At 63.8% G+C, this 19,233-nt stretch carries 11 protein-coding genes and 1 pseudogene; 9 read left to right on the plus strand and 3 right to left on the minus strand.

Annotated elements, in window-relative coordinates; genetic code table 11:
* Positions 1-71: 71 nt before the first annotated feature.
* Positions 72-2,003 carry an AMP-binding protein gene (locus JJ959_RS18085; RefSeq protein ID WP_292886812.1) on the minus strand — a complete coding sequence of 644 codons (1,932 nt, stop codon included), beginning with the start codon at positions 2,001-2,003 and terminating at the stop codon, positions 72-74.
* A gap of 449 nt (positions 2,004-2,452) precedes the next feature.
* Between JJ959_RS18085 and acnA the strand changes: the two genes are divergently transcribed.
* Entirely contained in the window at positions 2,453-5,140 is a 2,688-nt protein-coding gene (acnA, locus tag JJ959_RS18090) for an aconitate hydratase AcnA (RefSeq protein ID WP_292886815.1), read from the plus strand.
* A 98-nt stretch (positions 5,141-5,238) separates the two neighbouring features.
* Here the strand turns inward: acnA and JJ959_RS18095 are convergent, their stop codons facing one another.
* A complete protein-coding gene (locus tag JJ959_RS18095) occupies positions 5,239-7,908 on the minus strand; it encodes an ATP-binding protein (protein ID WP_292886818.1) in 2,670 nt (889 codons plus the stop codon).
* Positions 7,909-8,133: 225 nt separating this feature from the next.
* Here JJ959_RS18095 and JJ959_RS18100 point away from each other — a divergent pair, with 225 nt between their 5' ends.
* On the plus strand, positions 8,134-8,265 hold the full coding sequence (locus JJ959_RS18100) for a hypothetical protein (protein WP_292886821.1): 132 nt from the start codon (positions 8,134-8,136) through the stop codon (positions 8,263-8,265).
* 389 nt (positions 8,266-8,654) lie between these two features.
* On the opposite strand, the gene ade is transcribed toward JJ959_RS18100, so the two are convergent.
* Positions 8,655-10,451, minus strand: coding sequence for an adenine deaminase (gene ade, locus JJ959_RS18105; RefSeq protein ID WP_292886823.1), 1,797 nt, complete (start codon positions 10,449-10,451; stop codon positions 8,655-8,657).
* 265 nt (positions 10,452-10,716) lie between these two features.
* Here ade and JJ959_RS21365 point away from each other — a divergent pair.
* The 7 genes and pseudogenes from JJ959_RS21365 to JJ959_RS18135 form a co-directional block, all read left to right on the plus strand.
* Positions 10,717-10,923, plus strand: a pseudogene (locus JJ959_RS21365) (AAA family ATPase); the annotation flags it as partial.
* Positions 10,924-12,501, plus strand: a complete 1,578-nt coding sequence (locus JJ959_RS18110) for an AAA family ATPase (protein WP_292886826.1) — start codon at positions 10,924-10,926, stop codon at positions 12,499-12,501.
* A gap of 127 nt (positions 12,502-12,628) precedes the next feature.
* Positions 12,629-13,741, plus strand: coding sequence for an LLM class flavin-dependent oxidoreductase (locus JJ959_RS18115; RefSeq protein WP_292886828.1), 1,113 nt, complete (start codon positions 12,629-12,631; stop codon positions 13,739-13,741).
* 371 nt (positions 13,742-14,112) lie between these two features.
* The gene (locus tag JJ959_RS18120; protein ID WP_292886831.1) at positions 14,113-14,778 is read left to right on the plus strand and encodes a glutathione S-transferase N-terminal domain-containing protein; all 666 of its coding nucleotides are present in this window, start codon (positions 14,113-14,115) and stop codon (positions 14,776-14,778) included.
* Positions 14,779-15,270: 492 nt separating this feature from the next.
* Entirely contained in the window at positions 15,271-16,449 is a 1,179-nt protein-coding gene (locus tag JJ959_RS18125; protein ID WP_292886872.1) for an MFS transporter, read from the plus strand.
* A gap of 146 nt (positions 16,450-16,595) precedes the next feature.
* The gene (locus JJ959_RS18130; RefSeq protein WP_292886834.1) at positions 16,596-17,483 is read left to right on the plus strand and encodes an MBL fold metallo-hydrolase; all 888 of its coding nucleotides are present in this window, start codon (positions 16,596-16,598) and stop codon (positions 17,481-17,483) included.
* 52 nt (positions 17,484-17,535) lie between these two features.
* Positions 17,536-19,227, plus strand: coding sequence for a bifunctional protein tyrosine phosphatase family protein/NAD(P)/FAD-dependent oxidoreductase (locus tag JJ959_RS18135; RefSeq protein ID WP_292886837.1), 1,692 nt, complete (start codon positions 17,536-17,538; stop codon positions 19,225-19,227).
* Positions 19,228-19,233 lie beyond the last annotated feature (6 nt).

Consider the following 19,233-nt stretch of genomic DNA (forward strand, 5'->3'; position numbering starts at 1 on the left):
GTTCGCGTATCCGCGTAGCCGGAGGGCGCTGCGCTCTCTCCGGACTCTAGGGTCTGTGCTTCTGCCACGGGTCAGCCTGCCTTTTTCAACGCCGGCGCTGCGGCGCCGTCCACTTCCATGATTTTCATCGACGCCTGGATGTTGCCCTTGCGGCCATCCTCAAACGTCACCTCGGAGTTCATCTCCGCCCGGTCTCCGTCGCCGTAGAGCGCTTCGATGATCGGACCGTAGCGCTCGGCGATCACGCTGCGGCGGACCTTGCGGGTCCGGGTGAGCTCGCCGTCATCGGCATCCAGCTCTTTGTAAAGAAGCAGGAATTTCCGGATTTTCTGGGTCTCCGGAAGGCTCTCGTTCACATGCGCGATCTCGCCTCGGATGAGCTCATAGATCTCCGGCCGGTCCGAGAGGTTCGTGTAGGAGGTGAAGGGGATGCGCGCTTTCTCTGCCCATTTCGAGACGATGGAGAAGCGCACGCAGATGATGGCCGTCAGATAGTCCTGACCGGCCCCGAGGATCACCGCTTCGCCGATATAGGGCGAGAACTTCAGCTTGTTCTCGATATATTGCGGCGAGAACTTGGTGCCGGTGCGGGTCTGGGCGATGTCCTTCACCCGGTCGATCACCGTCAGGCGGCCCTTGTCGTCGAAGAAGCCGGCATCGCCAGTATGCATCCAGCCGTCCTTCATGTCCGCTTTCGTCGCCTCGGCATTCTTGTAGAAACCTCGGAACATATTCGGATGTCTGGTCACGATCTCGCCGACGCCGTCCGTATCGGCATCTATGATCTTCACCTCGCAGCCCTCGAACGGCACGCCGACCGTGTCGACGTCGATCTCCTTGCCGTCCTGCAGCGTGTAGGCGCCGAGCAGTTCGGTCTGTCCGTAGAGCTGTTTCAGCGGCACGCCCATGGCGAGGAAGAGCTTGAAGGTCTCGGGACCCATCGCCGCGCCGCCGGTTGCTGCCGAGCGCACGTTGGAGAAGCCGAGCCGGTCACGCAACGCGCCGAACAGCATGGTGTCGGCCAGCCACGAACGGCTTCCTTGCTCGACCGCTTCGGTGCCGAGCGCGACGCCCTTCTCGAAGATCCACTGGGTCAGCGGCCCGGCATCCATCACCCGGGCGCGCATGTCGGCGGCGATCTGCTCCAGCACGCGCGGCGCCAGAAGGAGGAAGGTCGGGCCGATCTCACGCATGTCCTGCATCGCGGTTTCCTCGTTTTCGGGGAAACTCACCTTCATGCGGGAATTGAGGCCGAAGCCGAGGGTATAGACCTGCTCCATGATCCAGGGCATGGGCAGCACGGAGACGTATTCGTCCGTCGAGTCCTTCGGGTCGTGCTTCAGGTAGAGCTGGGTGTGACGCACGAAATTGCCGTGCGGCAGCTCCGCCAGTTTCGGGTTGGAGGTGGTGCCGGAGGTCGTGCAGAGGATTGCGACATCCTCGCCGGTCACCGCGTCGACCAGCTGGTCGTAGAGTTCCGGCGACTTCGCGTGGATCTCCGCGCCGCGAGTCACCAGGTCGTTGAAGGAGACGATGCGCGGATCGTCGAACTTCCGCATCCCGCGCTGGTCGGAATAGATGATCTTCTCAATCGAATCGGCCCGGTCGCCGAGCGCGAGGAACTTGTCGACCTGCTCCTGGTCCTCGGCATAGGCCATCTTCGCCTGGCTGTAGCCGGCGAGATAGGCGATCTCGTCCTCGAGCACGTCGCGGTAGAAGCCGATGGTCATCGCGCCGACGGACTGCGCGGCGAGCTCGGCGCAGATCCAGTCCACGTTGTTGTCGCCGATGATGGCGAAAACGTCGCCCTTCCGCAGGCCGGCCTCGTGCATCGCAAGGGCGAGGTTACGGACGCGTTCCTGGTAGTCGGCCCAGGTGAATTCGGTCCAGACCCCGTAATCCTTTTCGCGGAGGGCCACTTCTGTCGGATGACGTTCCGCATTGAAACGCAGCAGCTTCGGCAACGTGTCGTAGACCGAAGGATCCGGGTACTCGTACGCCATGTTCCATCCCTATTACGCGGTCCGGAAACCGGGCAGGGGCGAACAGTCTGAGATTTCGGATACACCCGGGCTCTTGCGAAGCAAGCGCCACCTCCCTGTCCGTCCCGGCCCGCAGCCCCCGCGTTTGCCGCGGATCGCCGTTTTCGAACCGATGTTGTTATCGGGATGCCGTCGTTGCGGCCCCCTTTGATTGGTGCCGATTTTTGGATGCGCTCGTGCCGAGGTCAACAAGATTATTTCTAATGTGGCAAATTGCGGAACGGGATTTCGCAAATCGGCAAGCCCGCAGAGACGCTTATTTGCAGCAGACGGGACTGGCACTCTTTCAAGGAATTTTCTATAAACGGGGCGCGCGGTCCGGAGCGCTCTCCGCCCGCGCCACAAAGACTAATGGGAGAGACCGGGCCGAGGCGCTCCTCGGGCGGCCGCCATCACCGATTCAATAGGAGATGACCGTGACTGCTGGCCAAGACAGTCTGAAAACCCGGCGTACGCTCAAAGCGGCCGGAAAGAGCTATGATTATTACAGCCTCGAAGCCTTCGCCGATGCCGGATATCCGGAGATTCGCAAGCTTCCCTACTCCCTGAAGGTGCTGCTCGAGAACCTGCTGCGCTACGAGGACGGACGCACGGTGACCGTGGACGACGTCAAGGCGCTCGCCCAGTGGGTCAAGGACAAGAAGTCCGACCGTGAAATCGCCTATCGCCCGGCCCGTGTCCTGATGCAGGACTTCACGGGCGTTCCGGCGGTGGTCGACCTCGCCGCGATGCGCGACGCCATGACGCAGCTCGGCGGCGACCCGGAGAAGATCAATCCGCTCTCTCCGGTCGACCTCGTGATCGATCACTCGGTCATGGTGGATGCCTTCGGCGGCCCCGATTCCTTCAAGAAGAACGTCGACCTCGAGTTCGAACGCAACGGCGAGCGCTACGAGTTCCTGCGCTGGGGCTCCAAGGCCTTCCGCAACTTCCGGGTCGTCCCGCCGGGAACCGGCATTTGCCACCAGGTGAACCTTGAGCATCTCGCCCAGACCGTCTGGACCAAGGACGAGGACGGCAAGACGATCGCCTACCCGGACACGCTGGTCGGCACCGACAGCCACACCACCATGGTGAACGGCATGGCCGTGCTCGGCTGGGGCGTCGGCGGCATCGAGGCGGAAGCGGCCATGCTCGGCCAGCCGGTCTCCATGCTGATCCCGGAAGTCGTCGGCTTCAAGCTGACCGGCAAGATGCCGGAAGGCGCGACCGCGACCGACCTGGTGCTCACCGTTGTGCAGATGCTGCGCAAGAAGGGCGTGGTCGGCAAGTTCGTCGAGTTCTACGGCCCGGGCCTGAACGAGCTGCCGCTCGCCGACCGTGCGACGATCGCCAACATGGCGCCGGAATACGGTGCCACCTGCGGCTTCTTCCCGGTCGACCAGGAATGCCTCAACTACCTCCGGCTGACCGGCCGCGAGGACGACCGCATCGCGCTGGTCGAGGAATATGCCAAGGCCCAGGGCATGTGGCGGGACGACAGCCAGGAGCTGGTCTTCACCGACACGCTCGAACTGGATCTCGGTACCGTCGTGCCATCGCTCGCCGGTCCGAAGCGTCCGCAGGACCGCGTTCTGCTGACCGAGGCTGCTCCCGAGTTCGCCAAGGCCTTCAAGGATCTCGCCGGCGGTGTCGCGCCGCGTGACATCCCGGTCGAGGGCGAGGATTACACGCTGTCCGACGGCGATGTCGTGATCGCGGCGATCACCTCCTGCACCAACACCTCCAACCCCTACGTGCTGATCGCGGCGGGTCTCGTCGCGCGCAACGCGGCGGCCAAGGGCCTGACTCGCAAGCCGTGGGTGAAGACCTCGCTCGCGCCGGGCTCCCAGGTCGTCACCGACTATCTGGAGAAGGCCGGCCTGCAGACCGAGCTCGACAAGCTCGGCTTCAACCTCGTCGGCTACGGCTGCACCACCTGCATCGGCAACTCCGGCCCGCTCGACCCGCATATCGCGGAGGCGGTGGAGAAGGGCGATCTGGTGGTCACCTCGGTGCTCTCCGGCAACCGGAACTTCGAGGGCCGCGTCAACCCGCACGTCAAGGCGAACTACCTCGCCTCGCCGCCGCTGGTCGTCGCCTACGCCATCGCCGGCAACCTGAACGTGGACCTCTACAAGGACCCGCTCGGCACCGATCCGGACGGCAACCCGGTGTTCCTGAAAGACATCTGGCCGACCAACCACGAGATCGCCGAGGTCGTGCACCAGAGCGTTTCCCGCGAGATGTTCCAGTCGCGCTATGCCAACGTCTTCGAGGGCACCAAGGAATGGCAGGCGGTGCAGACCACCGGCAGCCTGACCTACAACTGGAACGACGGCTCGACCTACGTCCAGAACCCGCCCTATTTCCAGGGCATGTCGATGGAGCCGGGCGAGCTGGCCGACATCACCGGCGCGCGCGAACTCGCGGTGCTCGGCGACTCGATCACCACCGACCACATCTCTCCGGCCGGTTCGATCAAGTCGGACAGCCCGGCGGGCGACTATCTGCGTGAACGCCAGGTCCGTCCCGTGGATTTCAATGCTTACGGCGCACGCCGCGGCAACCACGAGATCATGATGCGTGGCACCTTCGCCAACATCCGCCTGAAGAACGAGATGGGCGGCGGGCTGACCGGTGGTCTCACGGTGCATTATCCCTCCGGCGAGACGATGCCGATCTACGACGCGGCGATGCGTTACCAGAAGGAAGGCGTTCCGCTGGTCGTCGTCGGCGGCAAGGAATACGGCACCGGCTCCAGCCGCGACTGGGCGGCGAAGGGCACCCGTCTCCTCGGCGTCGGCGCCGTGATCGTCGAGAGCTTCGAGCGTATCCACCGCTCCAACCTCGTCGGCATGGGCGTGCTGCCGCTGCAGTTCAAGGACGGCCAGAACCGCGAGACGCTGGGTCTGAAGGGCACCGAGACCTTCGACATCACCGGCATCGCGGACGGCATCACGCCGCGCATGGACGTGCCCTGCAAGATCACCTACGCCGACGGTTCGGTGAAGGAGATCACGCTGCTCTGCCGCATCGATACCGCGGACGAGGTGGACTACTACCGCCACGGCGGCATCCTGCAGTACGTGCTGCGGAACATCGCCAGCGCGGCGTAAGCTCCACGCGGAACGTTCTATTTCTGATAGGGAAACGCCCGGCTTCGGCCGGGCGTTTTTCTTTGGAGACGACATCCAGGGGGCAGATTGGAGGCCGGTCAGGGAAGACTGCGCTCCATCTCGGCGACGGTCCGATCAAGCGCCGAGGCGAGGTCGGCGATCGCATCGCCGACCGCGTCCATGTCGCCATTGCGGATCAGCCGTTCGATTTCGGCGGCGGCGGCCGAGACCGCCATGGCGCCGAGATTGCCCGAGACACCTTTCAGGTTGTGGAGCAGGGCGCAGGCCTCGTCGAGCTTGCCGTCGCGGACCAGATCTCCGGTCTGCCGGGCGGCATCCCGGTTCCCGTCTATGAAGCGGTTCAGCAGCGGCGCGATGACCTCCTTCGGAACGCCGAGACGCCGGACCGTGGCCTCGACATCGTAGATGGAAGGGGCGTCCGCCTCGCTCCCGGTTCCGGCGTCGGGTTCGGCCGGAGGGCCGCTCGGAGCCTCCGGTGCGCGGCTGGGCGCGGCGGCATCCCGCATCACCGCGCCGATCGCCCGTGCCAGTTCGTCCCGGTCGATCGGCTTGGCGACGCAACCGTCCATGCCGATTTCGAAATAGGCGTCCCTGTTCTCGCTGACGACGTCGGCGGTGAGGGCGATGATCGGGATCCTGGCGTCGGGTTCCTCCCTGGAGCGGATGGCGCGCGTGGCATCCATCCCGGACATCACCGGCATTCGGATGTCCATGAGGATAAGGTCGTAGGTGCCGCGCTGCAGGGCGGCAACGGCTTCCTGCCCGTTCTCGACCATGTCGGCCGTGTGGCCGAAGCTCTTCAGGATCGATGAAATGATGGTGCGGTTCACCTCGTTGTCCTCGGCGACGAGGATGTGAAGCGGCGTGTTGGGGGGCGGTGTCGCCGCGGCTCCGGAATCGGCGTGCAGAGGCACTTCGTCAATGGTGGCGGTCTTGAAGGGCAGGGTGAACCAGAAGGTGCTGCCGCTGCCGGCGGCGCTCTCGACGCCGATTTCCCCACCCATCAGGTCGACCAGCCGCTTGCAGATCGACAGTCCGAGGCCGGTGCCCTGGTAGGTGCGCGAGATCGAGGTGTCGGCCTGCGTGAAGGCGTCGAACAGGGTGGCGAGAGCCTGTTCCGGAATGCCGATCCCGGTATCGCTGACGGTGAAGCGCAGCCGCGATCCGCTCTCGTCCAGGCCGCATCTGACGTCGACGCGGCCGGTGTCGGTGAACTTCACCGCGTTGCCGACCAGGTTGACAAGGATCTGGCGCAGCCGCATCGGGTCCGCCTTGACATATGGCGGCGTCCCGTCCTGGATCTCGTAGCTGATTTCGAGCCGCCCCTGTTTCTGCGCGGCAGATACTTCCCGGAACAGCCCGGCAACGTCCGAGACCACGGTTTCGGTCTCGAACGCGCGCGGCTCGAACTCCATCTTGCCGGCTTCGAGCTTCGAGATGTCCAGCACGTCGTTGATGATGCGGAGCAGCGACTGGGTGGCGGTCTTGATCTGCCGGACCTTGTCGGCGCTGGCCTCGGGGAGGTTGTCGTCCAGCAGCATGTCGGCGAAGCCCATCACGCCGGTCATGGGCGTGCGGATCTCGTGGCTCATGCTGGCGAGAAATTCGCCCTTGGCCTTTTCCGCGGATTCCGCCTGGACCCTGAGCTCGGCCTCCGTTTCTGCAAGTTCGACCAGTTCCGTCGCCTGCCGTTCGATACGGGCGTTTGCTTTCTGGGTCTGGTCGAGCTGCGCCTCGAGTTCGCGCCGGCTGCGTTCCAGCAGAAGCTCTGTCGCCTTGCGCCGGGTGATGTCGCTCTCGATGGCGATGAAGCGGAGCGGTTCGCCCTCCTCTTCGACCGGCTGGCAGAGGATGGAGACCCAGTACGGCGTGCCGTCCTTGCTGTAGTTGATGATCTCGACCTCGAAGCCCCGGCGCGCGGCGAGACGTCCGCGCATGTGCGCGACGGTTTCGGGATCGGTGTCCTTGCCCTGCAGGAAGTTCCCGGGTTTGCGGCCGAGGATCTCGCCCAGCTCGTAGCCGGTGACGTCCGTGAAGGCCTCGTTCACCCATTCGACGGCGCCGTTTGCATCGGTGATCACCACCGCGTTCGTCGTCCTGCGGGCGACCAGCGAGAGCATGGCGTCCTGCTTCTGCTGCTCGGCGAGGGCGCGGCGAAGCTGGGCGAACTGGTTCGCATAGTCCACCGAGAGACCGACGATCAGCGTGCTGGCGATGTTCTGTAGCAGCAGCACGATGCCGACCTTGTCGAGGATGGCGAGTCCGGTCGGCACGTCGACGCTGACGAAGAACGCGGGCAGGACGGCCAGTGTCCCGATACAGGCGAGGAGCGCGAGTGTCAGCGGGGTGAGGCGGAAGCCGTAGCGGCTGATCAGCAGGCCGGACGCGATCCCGAACAGGCCGTAGAGGGCGAAACCGACCGCTCCGCCCAGCGCGACGGGGCCGCCGACCAGATAGTAGCGTCCGGCGGCGCCGATGGCGGCCGCGACGATGCCGCCGACCGGTCCGGCAAAGACGCCGGCGAGAATCGCCGGACCGCTGCGCGGGTCGAAGGTCCCGCCGTGCGGCAGGGTGATCGGGCTCAACATCACGACGACGATGATCAGGCCGAACAGCAGACCCGAGATCAGGTCCCGCTGGATCCGCCCGATGCGCTCGAACGCGACCGTCTGCACATAGGCAACTCCGGCCGCGAGCATCATCAGGATGCCGAGATTCTTGAAGATATCCGGCAGCCAGCCGACCATGTCTTTTCCCGATTATCTCGCGGCGTTTCCGCCGCTTCGCCCACGCCGGAGAGAATAACCGTTCAACCCTTATCCAATGGTAAATTCACGCGTGAGCGGCTCTGGCAAACCCGTGCGGTTATGCCAATATCATCGCCGTCTGCCGCCTCTGGCGGGCAGGTGATGGGTGCAGCCGCCGTCAGGCCGTTCCGGCATCGGGCCGCTGCAGTTTTGGAGACAAGGATCATGGGCAAGGGCAACAACTGGCGCAGCAACAAGGAGGCCAAGAAGCCGAAGAAGGAGAAGGTGAAGGTCCTCGCGACCCATTTCTCCGGCGCGCCGAAGCCGCTCGCGTCCGCCGCGAAAAAGGACAAGTGACCGGGGGGCGGGATTTCGCCCGTCGGATACAAGAACGCCCGGCCCCGGCCGGGCGTTTCTCGTTGGGGGATGCCGCTCCGTTCTCGCAAAGCTCTGGACGTCATCCCGGCCGCAGAGCCGGGACCTTGTCGAACGTCGGGCCGGGTCCTTCGAAAGGTCCCGGATCAGGTCCGGGATGACGAAGAGGGGGAGAGCCGGGACCTTGTCGGACGTCGGGCCGGGTCCTTCGGAAGGTCCCGGATCAGGTCCGGGATGACGGTGCAGGGGAGAGCCGGGAAAAAAAAGGTCGTCACCCCGGCGGAGGCCGGGGCCCAGGGGATCGGGGGCGCCGCTCTATGCTCCCTGGGTCCCGGCCTGCGCCGGGATGACGATGGGGGAGGGCGAAAACCCTACCCCTCGATCAGCTCCGTCAGCTCGAATTTCGTCACGTCCACCAGCCCGAGATCGCTGATCCGGAGCTCCGGGATCACCGGAAGCGCGAGCAGGGAGTGCTGCATGTAGGCGTTGTTGAGCCGGCAGCCGCATTGCTCCATCGCCTCGACCATGCGCTGCGCCTTGGCCGCGACCTCGGCCGCCGGGCGGTCCGACATCAGGCCTGCGATCGGCAGCTCGACCAGCGCGATCTCTTCGCCGTCCTTCCAGACCGTGACCCCGCCGCCGACCTCGCCGAGCCGCATCGCCGCCTTCGCCATCAGCGCGCGGTCGGTGCCGACGACGATCATGTGGTGGCTGTCATGGGCGACGGTGGAGGCCATCGCCATGCTGCCCTCGTAGCCGAAACCGGAGACGAAGCCGTTCACCACCCCGCCGGTCGCCCGGTGGCGCTCGACCAGCGCGATCTGGCAGACGTCCTGCGCAATGTCGCCCTCGACAACCCCGTCCACCACCGGCAGCTCGGCCTTGAGCGCCTTCGTCGGCGCCTGGTTCTCGACCACGCCGATCACCTTCGCCGTCACCGCGTTCGCGCCCGCGGGCGCCGGGATCTCGAAATCGCCCGCCCGGAGCTCCTTGCCGAGATGCACCGTCCGCCGCACCTCCTCCGGCCAGTCGTAATGCGGGCACTCCACCGTGATCTTGCCCTCCTTCGCCACCGTCACCCCGCGCGCGAAGACCTCCTCGATCGGCAGCTCGCGGAGATCCGAGGTCAGGATCATGTCCGCCCGGCGGCCGGGAGCGATCGCGCCGAGCTCGCGCTCGAGGCCGAAATGGGTCGCGGTGTTGATCGTCGCCATCTGCAGCGCGACCAGCGGGTCGCAGCCGCAGGAGATCGCGTGGCGCACCACCCGGTTCATGTGCCCCTCATGCACCAGCGTGCCGGAATGGCTGTCGTCGGTGCAGAGGATGAAATTGCGCGGATCGAGGCCCTTTTCGGTGACCGCCGTGATCTGGCTCTCGACATCGTACCAGGCGGAGCCGAGCCGCATCATCGAGCGCATGCCGTTGCGCACCCGCGCGATGGCGTCCGCCTCCGCCGTGCCCTCGTGATCGTCCGCGGCGCCGCCCGCGGCATAGGCACTGAAGGCAGCGCCCCGGTCGGGCGAGGCGTAATGCCCGCCGACGGTCTTGCCGGCATTCATTGTCGCCGCCATCTCCGCCAGCATCTGGGGATCGCCATTGATCACGCCCGGAAAGTTCATCATCTCGCCGAGCCCGATGATCCCGGGCCAGTGCATCGCCTCCGCCACGTCCTCGGCGCCGATCTCGAAGCCGGTGGTCTCCAGCCCGGGGGCGGAGGGGGCGCAGGAGGGCATCTGGGTGAAGATGTTGACCGGCTGCAGCAGCGCCTCGTCATGCATCATGCGCACGCCCCGGAGCCCGAGCACGTTGGCGATCTCGTGCGGGTCGGTGAACATGGTGGTGGTGCCATGCGGGATCACCGCGGCGGCGAACTCCGCCGGCGTCAGCATGCCGGACTCGATATGCATGTGCCCGTCGCAGAGCCCCGGGATGAGGTAGCGCCCGCCGCCGTCGACCACGCGGGTCTCGGGCCCGATGCAGTGCGCCGCATCGGGGCCGGTATAGGCGAAGCGCCCCTCGGCGACCGCGACCTCCCAGTCCAGCACCTCGCGGCTGTGCACGTTGACGAGGCGGACATTGCGGATGACGAGATCCGCGGGGGCGCGCCCGCCCGCAACGGCGACGAGACGCGGGGCGGCTTCGGGCCAGGATCTGAGGGGGAGGGGCATGGGCGGTTCCGGATACGGGATCTAGTTGCACTAGGCCGAAGATAGCAGCGTTCTAATCGTTCGGACTAACGGTTGTCTCATAGACCTGAGACGAAAGCCGATAGCGCTCTGAGGCAAGATACAGATACTAGGATAGAGATGTTTGGCCTCACTTTTAGCGCAAGAGCGCGTTCGCCGAGGGAAAGCTCAGTTTGTTTGCGTGTTTCTGCGGTTCTCGATATACAGGTAATTTATCATAAAACTTCACCAATTAATGTGGATCTGAATGTCTCACCGATTTACGAAATTGGAACTTACGCGATTCAAGGCGTTTGAAAAGTTCACTCTACATCTGAAACATTTCAATCTCTTGGTGGGGCCAAATAATGCTGGAAAGTCGACAGTTTTAGCCGCGTTTAGGATGCTATCTGCAGCGTTGCGACGTGCGACATCGCGCCGTGCCAAGCAGGTACAAGGACCGAACGGAGTGGTCTTGGGGCATGAAGTCGACTTAAGTGCGATCTCGGTGTCAGAAGAGAATATATTTTTCAATTATCGCGATGAAGGCGGTGCTAGCGTGGTTTTCACGCTGAATAATAAGAATACACTAACGTTATATTTTCCTTACCAAGGTGTTTGTTATTTATTGCCAGACGCTCAAGGTAGAGATTGTTGGTCTCCTAAGACATTTAAGAGAGAGTTTGATTGCGCCATTAAATTTGTTCCTATTCTGGGGCCAGTGGAGCATGGCGAGAGATTGTACGAGAAAGAAGCGGCGCAAAGGGCCCTTTTTACTTACGGCGCAGCTCGGAACTTCAGAAATATTTGGTATCATTTCCGAGAGAATTTCGACGACTTTCAAGCAATGATTCGGCAGACATGGCCTGGAATGGACATAAATGAGCCTGAAGTAGATTTTAGCGATACCGAACGTCATATTCATATGTTTTGCCCGGAGAAGCGAATTCTTCGTGAAATAGCATGGTCAGGGTTTGGATTCCAAGTGTGGTGTCAAATGTTGACTCATATTGTTCAATCTAAAGATTGTTCAATATTCTTAATTGATGAGCCTGATATATATTTGCATTCTGAGTTGCAGAGGCAATTGCTCACCATTCTTCGTGATCTTGGTCCGGATATTTTGATAGCGACGCATTCAACTGAAATGATTACGGAGGCAGAAACTAATGATATTGTTATGATAAATAAAATAAACAGAAATGCGAGAAGGGTAAGGGATCCCTCCCAGTTGGCTCATGTTTTTAGCGCACTTGGATCAAATTTGAACCCAATTTTGACGCAACTAGCTAAAACAAAACGTGTTGTTTTTGTTGAAGGTAAAGATTTTCAGATTATTTCAAGGTTCGCGCGAAAATTGAATAAAGAAAGAATAGGTAATAGGCAAGATTTTGCTGTTGTTCCATTAGATGGGTTTAATCCGGAAAGGATGAGATCTTTAAAGGATGGAATGGAAGAAACACTCGGTACAAAAATTCGAGCTGCGGCGATATTGGACAGAGATTACAGATGTGATGAAGAATGCAATTACTATATGGAGAAATGTGGTAATTTTTGTGATTTAGTCGTTGTGCACAAACGGAAGGAGATAGAAAATTATCTTTTGCATCCGCCATCTATAGATGGCGCGATTTCTAGAGAGATAATTAGGTCTGCTGCAAGAGGTGGAAAAAAAGCGAAAAATGCTTTTGGATCTTTGGATGTTTTAGAGGCGTTCTACAAAATAAAGAAGCCAGATGTTTCTGCTCAGTTGATATCAAAAAAAGTTGAATTTGAGAGATCGCGTGTATCATCAAAAGATATTTCGACAATAAGCAGGGAGGTTATTGAGGAATTCGAAGGTACATGGTCCAGCTTTGATGGAAGAACTAAGTGTGTTCCCGGCAAAGAAGCGTTGAGTCAATTAAATGCTGAGCTGCAGCGTGAGATGGGTGTGAGCGTCACTCACACGTCAATAATTAATGCAATGAGCGTTGCGGATATCCCAGAGGATATTTCAAAGCTAATTCGTGACCTAGACAGTTTTACAAGAATGCAGATTGGTGAAGGTTAAAAAATTTGGGGCGTACGTAAAAGCGTAGCGGAGACGGGATACCTTTCATAGCTAACGCTGACCTCTTCCCCACCCCATCACCCCCTGCTACCCTCCCATTGTATACAAAAAACTCGGGAGGCTCCCCATGGCCAAGCTCGGCCTGTTCATGATGCCGCTGCATCCGCCGGCGCGCGAGTTCCACACCGTGCTGCAGGAGAACCGGGAGCTGGTGAAGCTCGCGGACCGGCTGGGATACGCCGAGGCCTGGATGGGGGAGCATTACACCTCGACCGCCGAGCCGGTGACCTCGCCGCTGCTGTTCAACGCCTCGCTGATCGCCGAGACCGAGAACATAATCTTCGGCTCCGGCGTGATCTCGCTGCCGCAGCAGCATCCCGTGGTGGTGGCGGGGCATGCGGCGCTGTTCGACCATCTCGCCCGCGGGCGCTTCATCTTCGGGATCGGCTCGGGAGGGCTCTCGAGCGACTGGGAGATCTTCGGCAATCTCGACCACAAGGCCCGCGCCATGGCGATGGTCGAGTCCATCGACCTGATCCAGAAGGTCTGGTCGGAGGACCCGCCCTGGTCCCACGAGGGGGAGCATTTCACTGCGACGATCTCCGACCGGGTGCTGCCGGACTACGGCATCGGCCGCTTCATCCGGCCCTACCAGCAGCCGCACCCGCCGATCGCCGTCTCGGTGCGCGGCGCCAATTCCATGACCGCGCATTTCGCCGGCCAGCGCGGCTGGTGCCTGCTCTCGGGCAATTTCGTGCCGGCCTCCGACATCGCGACCCACTGGCCGACCTATGCGGGCGGCGCGGAGAAGGCGGGGCGACGCGCGGACCCGAGCGTCTGGCGCGTCGGCCGCTCCGTGCTGATCACGGAGACGGACGGGGAGGCGGAGGAGATCCTGAAGGATCCGGACGGGGTGTTCGCCTGGTACTTCCGCTATCTCGGCGCGCAGGGGCAGCTCGCGGCGGGGGCGAAGCCGGAGGAGATCGACTGGGACGCGGTGCAGGCGGACGCGATGGGGAAGGTGCGCGATTTCGTCATCGCGGGCTCGGCCGGGACCGTGCTCGACAAGCTCGTCGCCTTCCGCGACGAGATCGGCGATTTCGGCACCCTGATGCTGACCGCGCACGACATGGAGGGGACCAAGGAGATGTGGCACCGCTCCTTCACCCGGATGGCGGAAGAGGTCTGGCCGAAGCTGAAGGGGTATATGGAGAGCCGGAGGGCGGAAGCGGCGGAGTAGGGGGCGCTCCCTTTCGGAACACACATCAGGTCGTCATCCCGGCGCAGGCCGGGACCCAGAGAACATAGAGCGGTGACCTCGATCCCTGGGCCCCGGCCTCCGCCGGGGTGACGAATGAAATTCAAGGGCACGGCTCTTCCTCTCATCGTCATCCCGGACCTGATCCGGGACCTTTCTCAGAACAGAGCTCGATGTTCGACAAGGTCCCGGCTCTGCGGCCGGGATGACGGCCGCTGAGAGCGCGCGCTATCATGGACATCGTCCCGGCGCTCTGCCGGGGCCCCGGCATCAAGGCGTAGAGTTGGAGAACGGCACTGAACGCGAGCGCGTCCCCCGAGAGGGCATCCGGCGGCGAAACGGGAGGACTCCCCATGCGGCTGCATTCCTCTTACACCTCGCCCTATGTCCGGAAGGTGAAGATCTTCCTCCGCGAGACCGGGCTCTCTGGCGAGGTTGAGGAGATCTATACCCATCCCGCCGACGAGCCGGCGCTCAGGCCGCTGAACCCGCTTGGAAAGATCCCGGTGCTGGAGACCGGGGAGGGCGAGGCGCTCTACGATTCCGTCGTGATCTGCGCCTGGCTCGACACAAGGCATGGCGGGGCGCGGCGGATCCCCGAGGCGGGGGCGGCGCGCTGGTGCGTGCTGCGGGGCGAGGCGCTCGCCGACGGGCTGACGGACGCCGCCAATCTCCGCCGTAACGAGGCGCTCCGTGAGCCCGGCCTGATCTCGCGCGACTTCATCGCCCGCCAGGACCTTGCGATCAGCCATGCGCTGCTCGCGCTGGATCAAGCGGCGGCCGCCTGGGAGGAGTGCGCGCCGGTGCTGCACGACCAGATCTCCGCCGCCGCCGCGCTCGGCTATATCGCCTTCCGCTATGGCGATCTGCCGTGGCGGGAACACTGCCCGCGCCTCGCGGACTGGTTCGCGCGTTTCAGCGAGCGGGAGAGCTTCGCTGCGACATTGCCGGCGGAATGGCCCGGCCGTCCCGCGCCGCCGCCGCAATCCGTGCCGCCGAGGTGGTCCGTCGCGCTTTGAGCGCAGATGCGCTTCCCCTTTATTCGTCATCCCGGCGGAGGCCGGGACCCAGAGAACATTGAGCGGCGACCTGGGTCCCTGGGCCCCGGCCTCCGCCGGGGTGACGAGCTGAGCAACGTGCGCACCGGTATCCCCCACATTCGTCATCCCGGGCTTGATCCGGGACCTTTCTCAGAACGGGGCTCGACGTTCGACAAGGTCCCGGCTCGGTGGCCGGGATGACGTCCGGAACTTGCCGGAAGCGCGCCCTCCTTCCTTTTCTCCTTCCCCCGCCCGTTCCGTTCCGGCGCGGCAGCGCTGCGAAACCAGATATCGGCGCGCCGCACCGACCCGCGCTATCATGGACACCGCTCCGGCGTCCTGCCGGGGTCTCGACACCATGCGCGACACGGGAGAACGGCACTGAGCGAAACCGCGTCCCCTCTGCGGACCCCTGAGCGGGAAACGGGCGACGGCGATGCGGGAAGGCGGGCGGACGGGCCGCTTTCCCTGATCGCCGACCCGACCTTCCGCAAGCTCTGGCTGATCGGCGTGCTGATGGGCGCGATGCGCTGGCTCGAGCTGCTGGCGGTCGGGGTCTGGGTCTATGACCTGACGGACTCGCCGGTGCTGGTCGCGCTGATGACCCTGCTCCGGATGCTCCCGATGGCGCTCTTCGGCTCGGTCACCGGCGTGATCGCCGACCGGCTCGACCGCAAGCTGCTGCTGATCTTCTCGCTCGCGCTGATGTGCGGGACGGCGGGGGCGCTGGCGCTCTCCGCCTGGGCGGGCACGCTCGCGCTCTGGCAGGTCGCGCTCGGCGCCTTTCTCTCCGGGCTCGGCTGGTCGACCGACCTGCCGGTGCGGCGCACGATCCTCGCCGAGAGCGTCGGGCAGGGGCGGCTCGGCCCGGCGATGTCGATGGACAGCGCCTCCAACAACGCGACCCGGATGGTCGGCCCGATCGCCGGCGGCGGGCTCTATGCCGCGATCGGCATGGCCGGGACCTACGGCGTCGCTGCGCTGTTCTATGGCGTCGCCGTGCTGCTCGCCTGCCTCGTCGCCTACCGCGCGGCGGAGAAGGAGCCGCGGCCCTTCACGCTGCTCGGCGATCTCCGCGAGGGCTTCGCCTGGCTGCGAAAGAGCCAGGCGCTGATGGGGCATCTCGGGATCACCGTGATCGTCAATCTCTTCGCCTTTCCCTATGCCTCGATGGCGCCGGTGGTCGGGCGCGAGACCTTCGAGATCGACCCGGTCCGGATCGGCCTGCTGCTCACGGTCGAGGGGGCGGGGGCTTTCGCCGGCGCCATGCTGATCGCCTTCGTCGCCACGCCCGACCGCTACCGGCGGATCTATCTCTGGGGCTCGGTGCTGTTCGTCGCCTGCATCCTCGGCTTCTCGCTCGTCACCAGTTACGGGCTGGCGCTGGCGATCCTCGCCGTCGGCGGCTTCGGCATTGCCGGCTTCGCCTCGATGCAGAGCGCGATCATGTTCTCCGAGGCGCCGCCGGAGATCCGCTCCCGGCTGATGGGCATCCTCTCGGTCTGCATCGGCAGCGGCCCGCTCGGCGTGCTGCATGTCGGCTGGCTCGCCTCCCATCTCGGCGGCTCGGCGGCGCTGACGGTGATCGCGCTGGAGGGACTGGTCGCGATCGCCGTGCTGGTCTGGCGCGTGCCGGAGCTCCGGCGCTGAGCGCCGTTTCCGCGTTGCGGGTACTCTTGGTGACATAGTCACCGACAGATCCGTGCTCTCGTGGGATCCTGATCCAAATCATGGACCTCTTCCTCGAGGAGGGGGTTGATATGCGGCATGAGCCCGGAACCGAGGAGGAACCCGAGATGAGCAATTATCCCGTCGACATGAGTGCGCGCCCCGAGGTCACGCCCTTCTTCGACCCGGCGACCAACACCATCAGCTACGTGGTCAAGGATCCGAACTCCAAGAGCTGCGCGGTGGTCGACAGCGTGATGGATATCGACTACGCGGCCGGCCGCATCACCTACGAGCATGCCGACGAGATCATCGCCTACGTGCAGGAGAAGGGGCTCGAGGTCGAGTGGCTGATCGAGACCCATGTCCATGCCGACCATCTCTCCGCCGCGCCCTACATCCAGGAGAAATGCGGCGGCAAGCTCGGCATCGGCCGCAACATCACCATCGTGCAGGAGACCTTCGGCAAGGTCTTCAACGAGGGCACCGAGTTCCAGCGCGATGGCAGCCAGTTCGACCGCCTGTTCGATGACGGCGATACCTACGAGATCGGCGGGCTGCACTGCTTCGCCATGCACACGCCCGGACACACGCCCGCCTGCATGACCCACGTGATCGGCGATGCCGCCTTCGTCGGCGACACGCTCTTCATGCCGGACGGCGGCAGCGCCCGCGCCGATTTCCCGGGCGGCGACGCCGGCACGCTTTATGACTCGATCCAGAAGGTGCTCGCCCTGCCGGCCGAGATGCGGCTCTTCATGTGCCACGATTACGGACCGAACGGACGCGACATCCAGTGGGAGACCACGGTCGCGGCGGAGAAGGACGAGAACATCCATGTCGGCGGCGGCAAGTCCCGCGAGGAATTCGTCGAGATGCGCACCAAGCGCGACGCCCAGCTCGACATGCCGCGCCTCATCCTGCCCTCGCTGCAGGTGAACATGCGCGGCGGCAAGATGCCGCCGAAGGACAAGGACGGACGCCAGTTCCTGAAGCTGCCGGTGAACGCGCTCTGACAGAGTCGCCGGTCCGACAGCGGACCTGAAAAAAGACTATCGGAGGAATGCCATGACCGATGATCGCAAGATCACCGAAACGCTCTCGGTGCGCCCGCAGATCCAGCCGGACGAGGTCGCGGATCTCGCCGCGGCCGGCTACCGGGCGATCATCTGCAACCGGCCGGACGGCGAGGGCGCCGACCAGCCGAGTTTCGAGGAGATCGAGGCGGCGGCGAAAAAGGCCGGGCTCGAGGCCCTCTATCTGCCGGTGACATCCGGCAAGGTCGAGGACACGGATGCAGAGGCCTTCGGCAAGGCGCTCGAACGGCTGCCGAAGCCGGTGCTCGCCTATTGCCGCTCCGGCACCCGGTCCGCGACGCTCTGGGCGCTCTCCGAAGCCAAAAACCGGCCGCTGCCGGAGATCCTGCAGCGCGCCAAGGGGGCAGGCTACGACATGAGCGGCGTTGTCCGGCGCATCGCCAACGGCGGAAAGACGCCGACCGACACGGGCGACGCCTCCTACGAGGTCGTCGTTGTCGGCGGCGGGGCGGCCGGCATCGCCGTCGCCTCCAGCCTGCGGGCGCGTTCGCCCGGGCTCGACATCGCCATCATCGATCCGGCCGACATTCACTATTACCAGCCCGGCTGGACCATGGTCGGCGGCGGCATATTCTCCGCCGAGACCACGGCCCGCACCATGGGCTCGCTGATCCCCGAGGGCGTGCACTGGATCAAGGCGGCGGTCGCGGCCTTCGAGCCGGAGAACGACGCGGTGATCCTCGACGGCTGCCGGGTGGTGAAATACAAGCGCCTCGTCGTCTGTCCGGGCCTGAAGCTCGACTGGCACGGCGTCGAGGGCCTGGTCGAGACGCTCGGCAAGAACGGCGTCACCTCGAACTACCGCTACGACCTCGCGCCCTATACCTGGGAGCTGGTGAGCGGACTGAAATCCGGCCGCGCCGTCTTCACCCAGCCGCCGATGCCGATCAAATGCGCCGGCGCGCCGCAGAAGGCGATGTACCTCTCCGCCGACCACTGGCTGAAGACCGGCGGCCTGAAGGATATCGAGGTCGGCTTCTACAATGCGGGCGGCGTGCTCTTCGGGGTGAAGGACTATGTCCCGGCGCTGATGGACTATGTCGAGCGCTACCATGCCGGCCTGCATTTCTTCCATCGCCTGACCGCGGTCGACGGCGCGGCGAAAAAGGCCTGGTTCGAGGTTGCGAAGCCGGACGAGGAGAAGCAGCAGGTCGAAGTCGAGTTCGACATGATGCATGTCTGTCCGCCGCAATGCGCGCCGGACTTCATCCGCGTCTCGCCGCTCGCGGATGCGGCCGGCTGGGTCGATGTCGACCAGCAGACCCTGCGTCACAAGACCTTCCAGAACGTCTGGTCGCTCGGCGACGTGATGAACGCGCCGAATGCCAAGACCGCGGCGGCGGCCCGCATGCAAGCGCCGATCGTGGCGGAGAACCTCGTCTCCGACATGAAGAGCAGCGGCAAACAGGCCCGCTACAACGGCTACGGCTCCTGTCCGCTGACCGTGGAGCGCGGCAAGATCGTGCTCGCCGAGTTCGGCTATGGCGGGGCGCTGCTGCCAAGCTTCCCGGGCTGGCTGATCGACGGCACCAGGCCGAGCTGGCTCGCCTGGCTGCTGAAGGAGCGCTTCCTGCCGCCGTTCTACTGGAAGGGCATGCTGCGCGGCCGCGAATGGATGGTGAAGCCGGAGACGGTCTCGGCCGAGCCGTCGGCCCAGCTCTGAAGACGT

It is taken from the genome of Nisaea sp., from assembly GCF_017640745.1.
In the GTDB taxonomy this organism is placed as follows: Bacteria; Pseudomonadota; Alphaproteobacteria; order Thalassobaculales; family Thalassobaculaceae; genus Nisaea.

Coding starts and splice junctions, on each gene's coding strand:
- JJ959_RS18085 (WP_292886812.1), bottom strand. CDS start 2,003: ATGGCGTACGAGTACCCGGATCCTTCGGTCTACGACACGTTGCCGAAG.
- JJ959_RS18130 (WP_292886834.1), top strand. CDS start 16,596: ATGAGCAATTATCCCGTCGACATGAGTGCGCGCCCCGAGGTCACGCCC.
- JJ959_RS18115 (WP_292886828.1), top strand. CDS start 12,629: ATGGCCAAGCTCGGCCTGTTCATGATGCCGCTGCATCCGCCGGCGCGC.
- JJ959_RS18120 (WP_292886831.1), top strand. CDS start 14,113: ATGCGGCTGCATTCCTCTTACACCTCGCCCTATGTCCGGAAGGTGAAG.
- JJ959_RS18095 (WP_292886818.1), bottom strand. CDS start 7,908: ATGGTCGGCTGGCTGCCGGATATCTTCAAGAATCTCGGCATCCTGATG.
- JJ959_RS18100 (WP_292886821.1), top strand. CDS start 8,134: ATGGGCAAGGGCAACAACTGGCGCAGCAACAAGGAGGCCAAGAAGCCG.
- acnA (WP_292886815.1), top strand. CDS start 2,453: ATGACCGTGACTGCTGGCCAAGACAGTCTGAAAACCCGGCGTACGCTC.
- JJ959_RS18135 (WP_292886837.1), top strand. CDS start 17,536: ATGACCGATGATCGCAAGATCACCGAAACGCTCTCGGTGCGCCCGCAG.
- ade (WP_292886823.1), bottom strand. CDS start 10,451: ATGCCCCTCCCCCTCAGATCCTGGCCCGAAGCCGCCCCGCGTCTCGTC.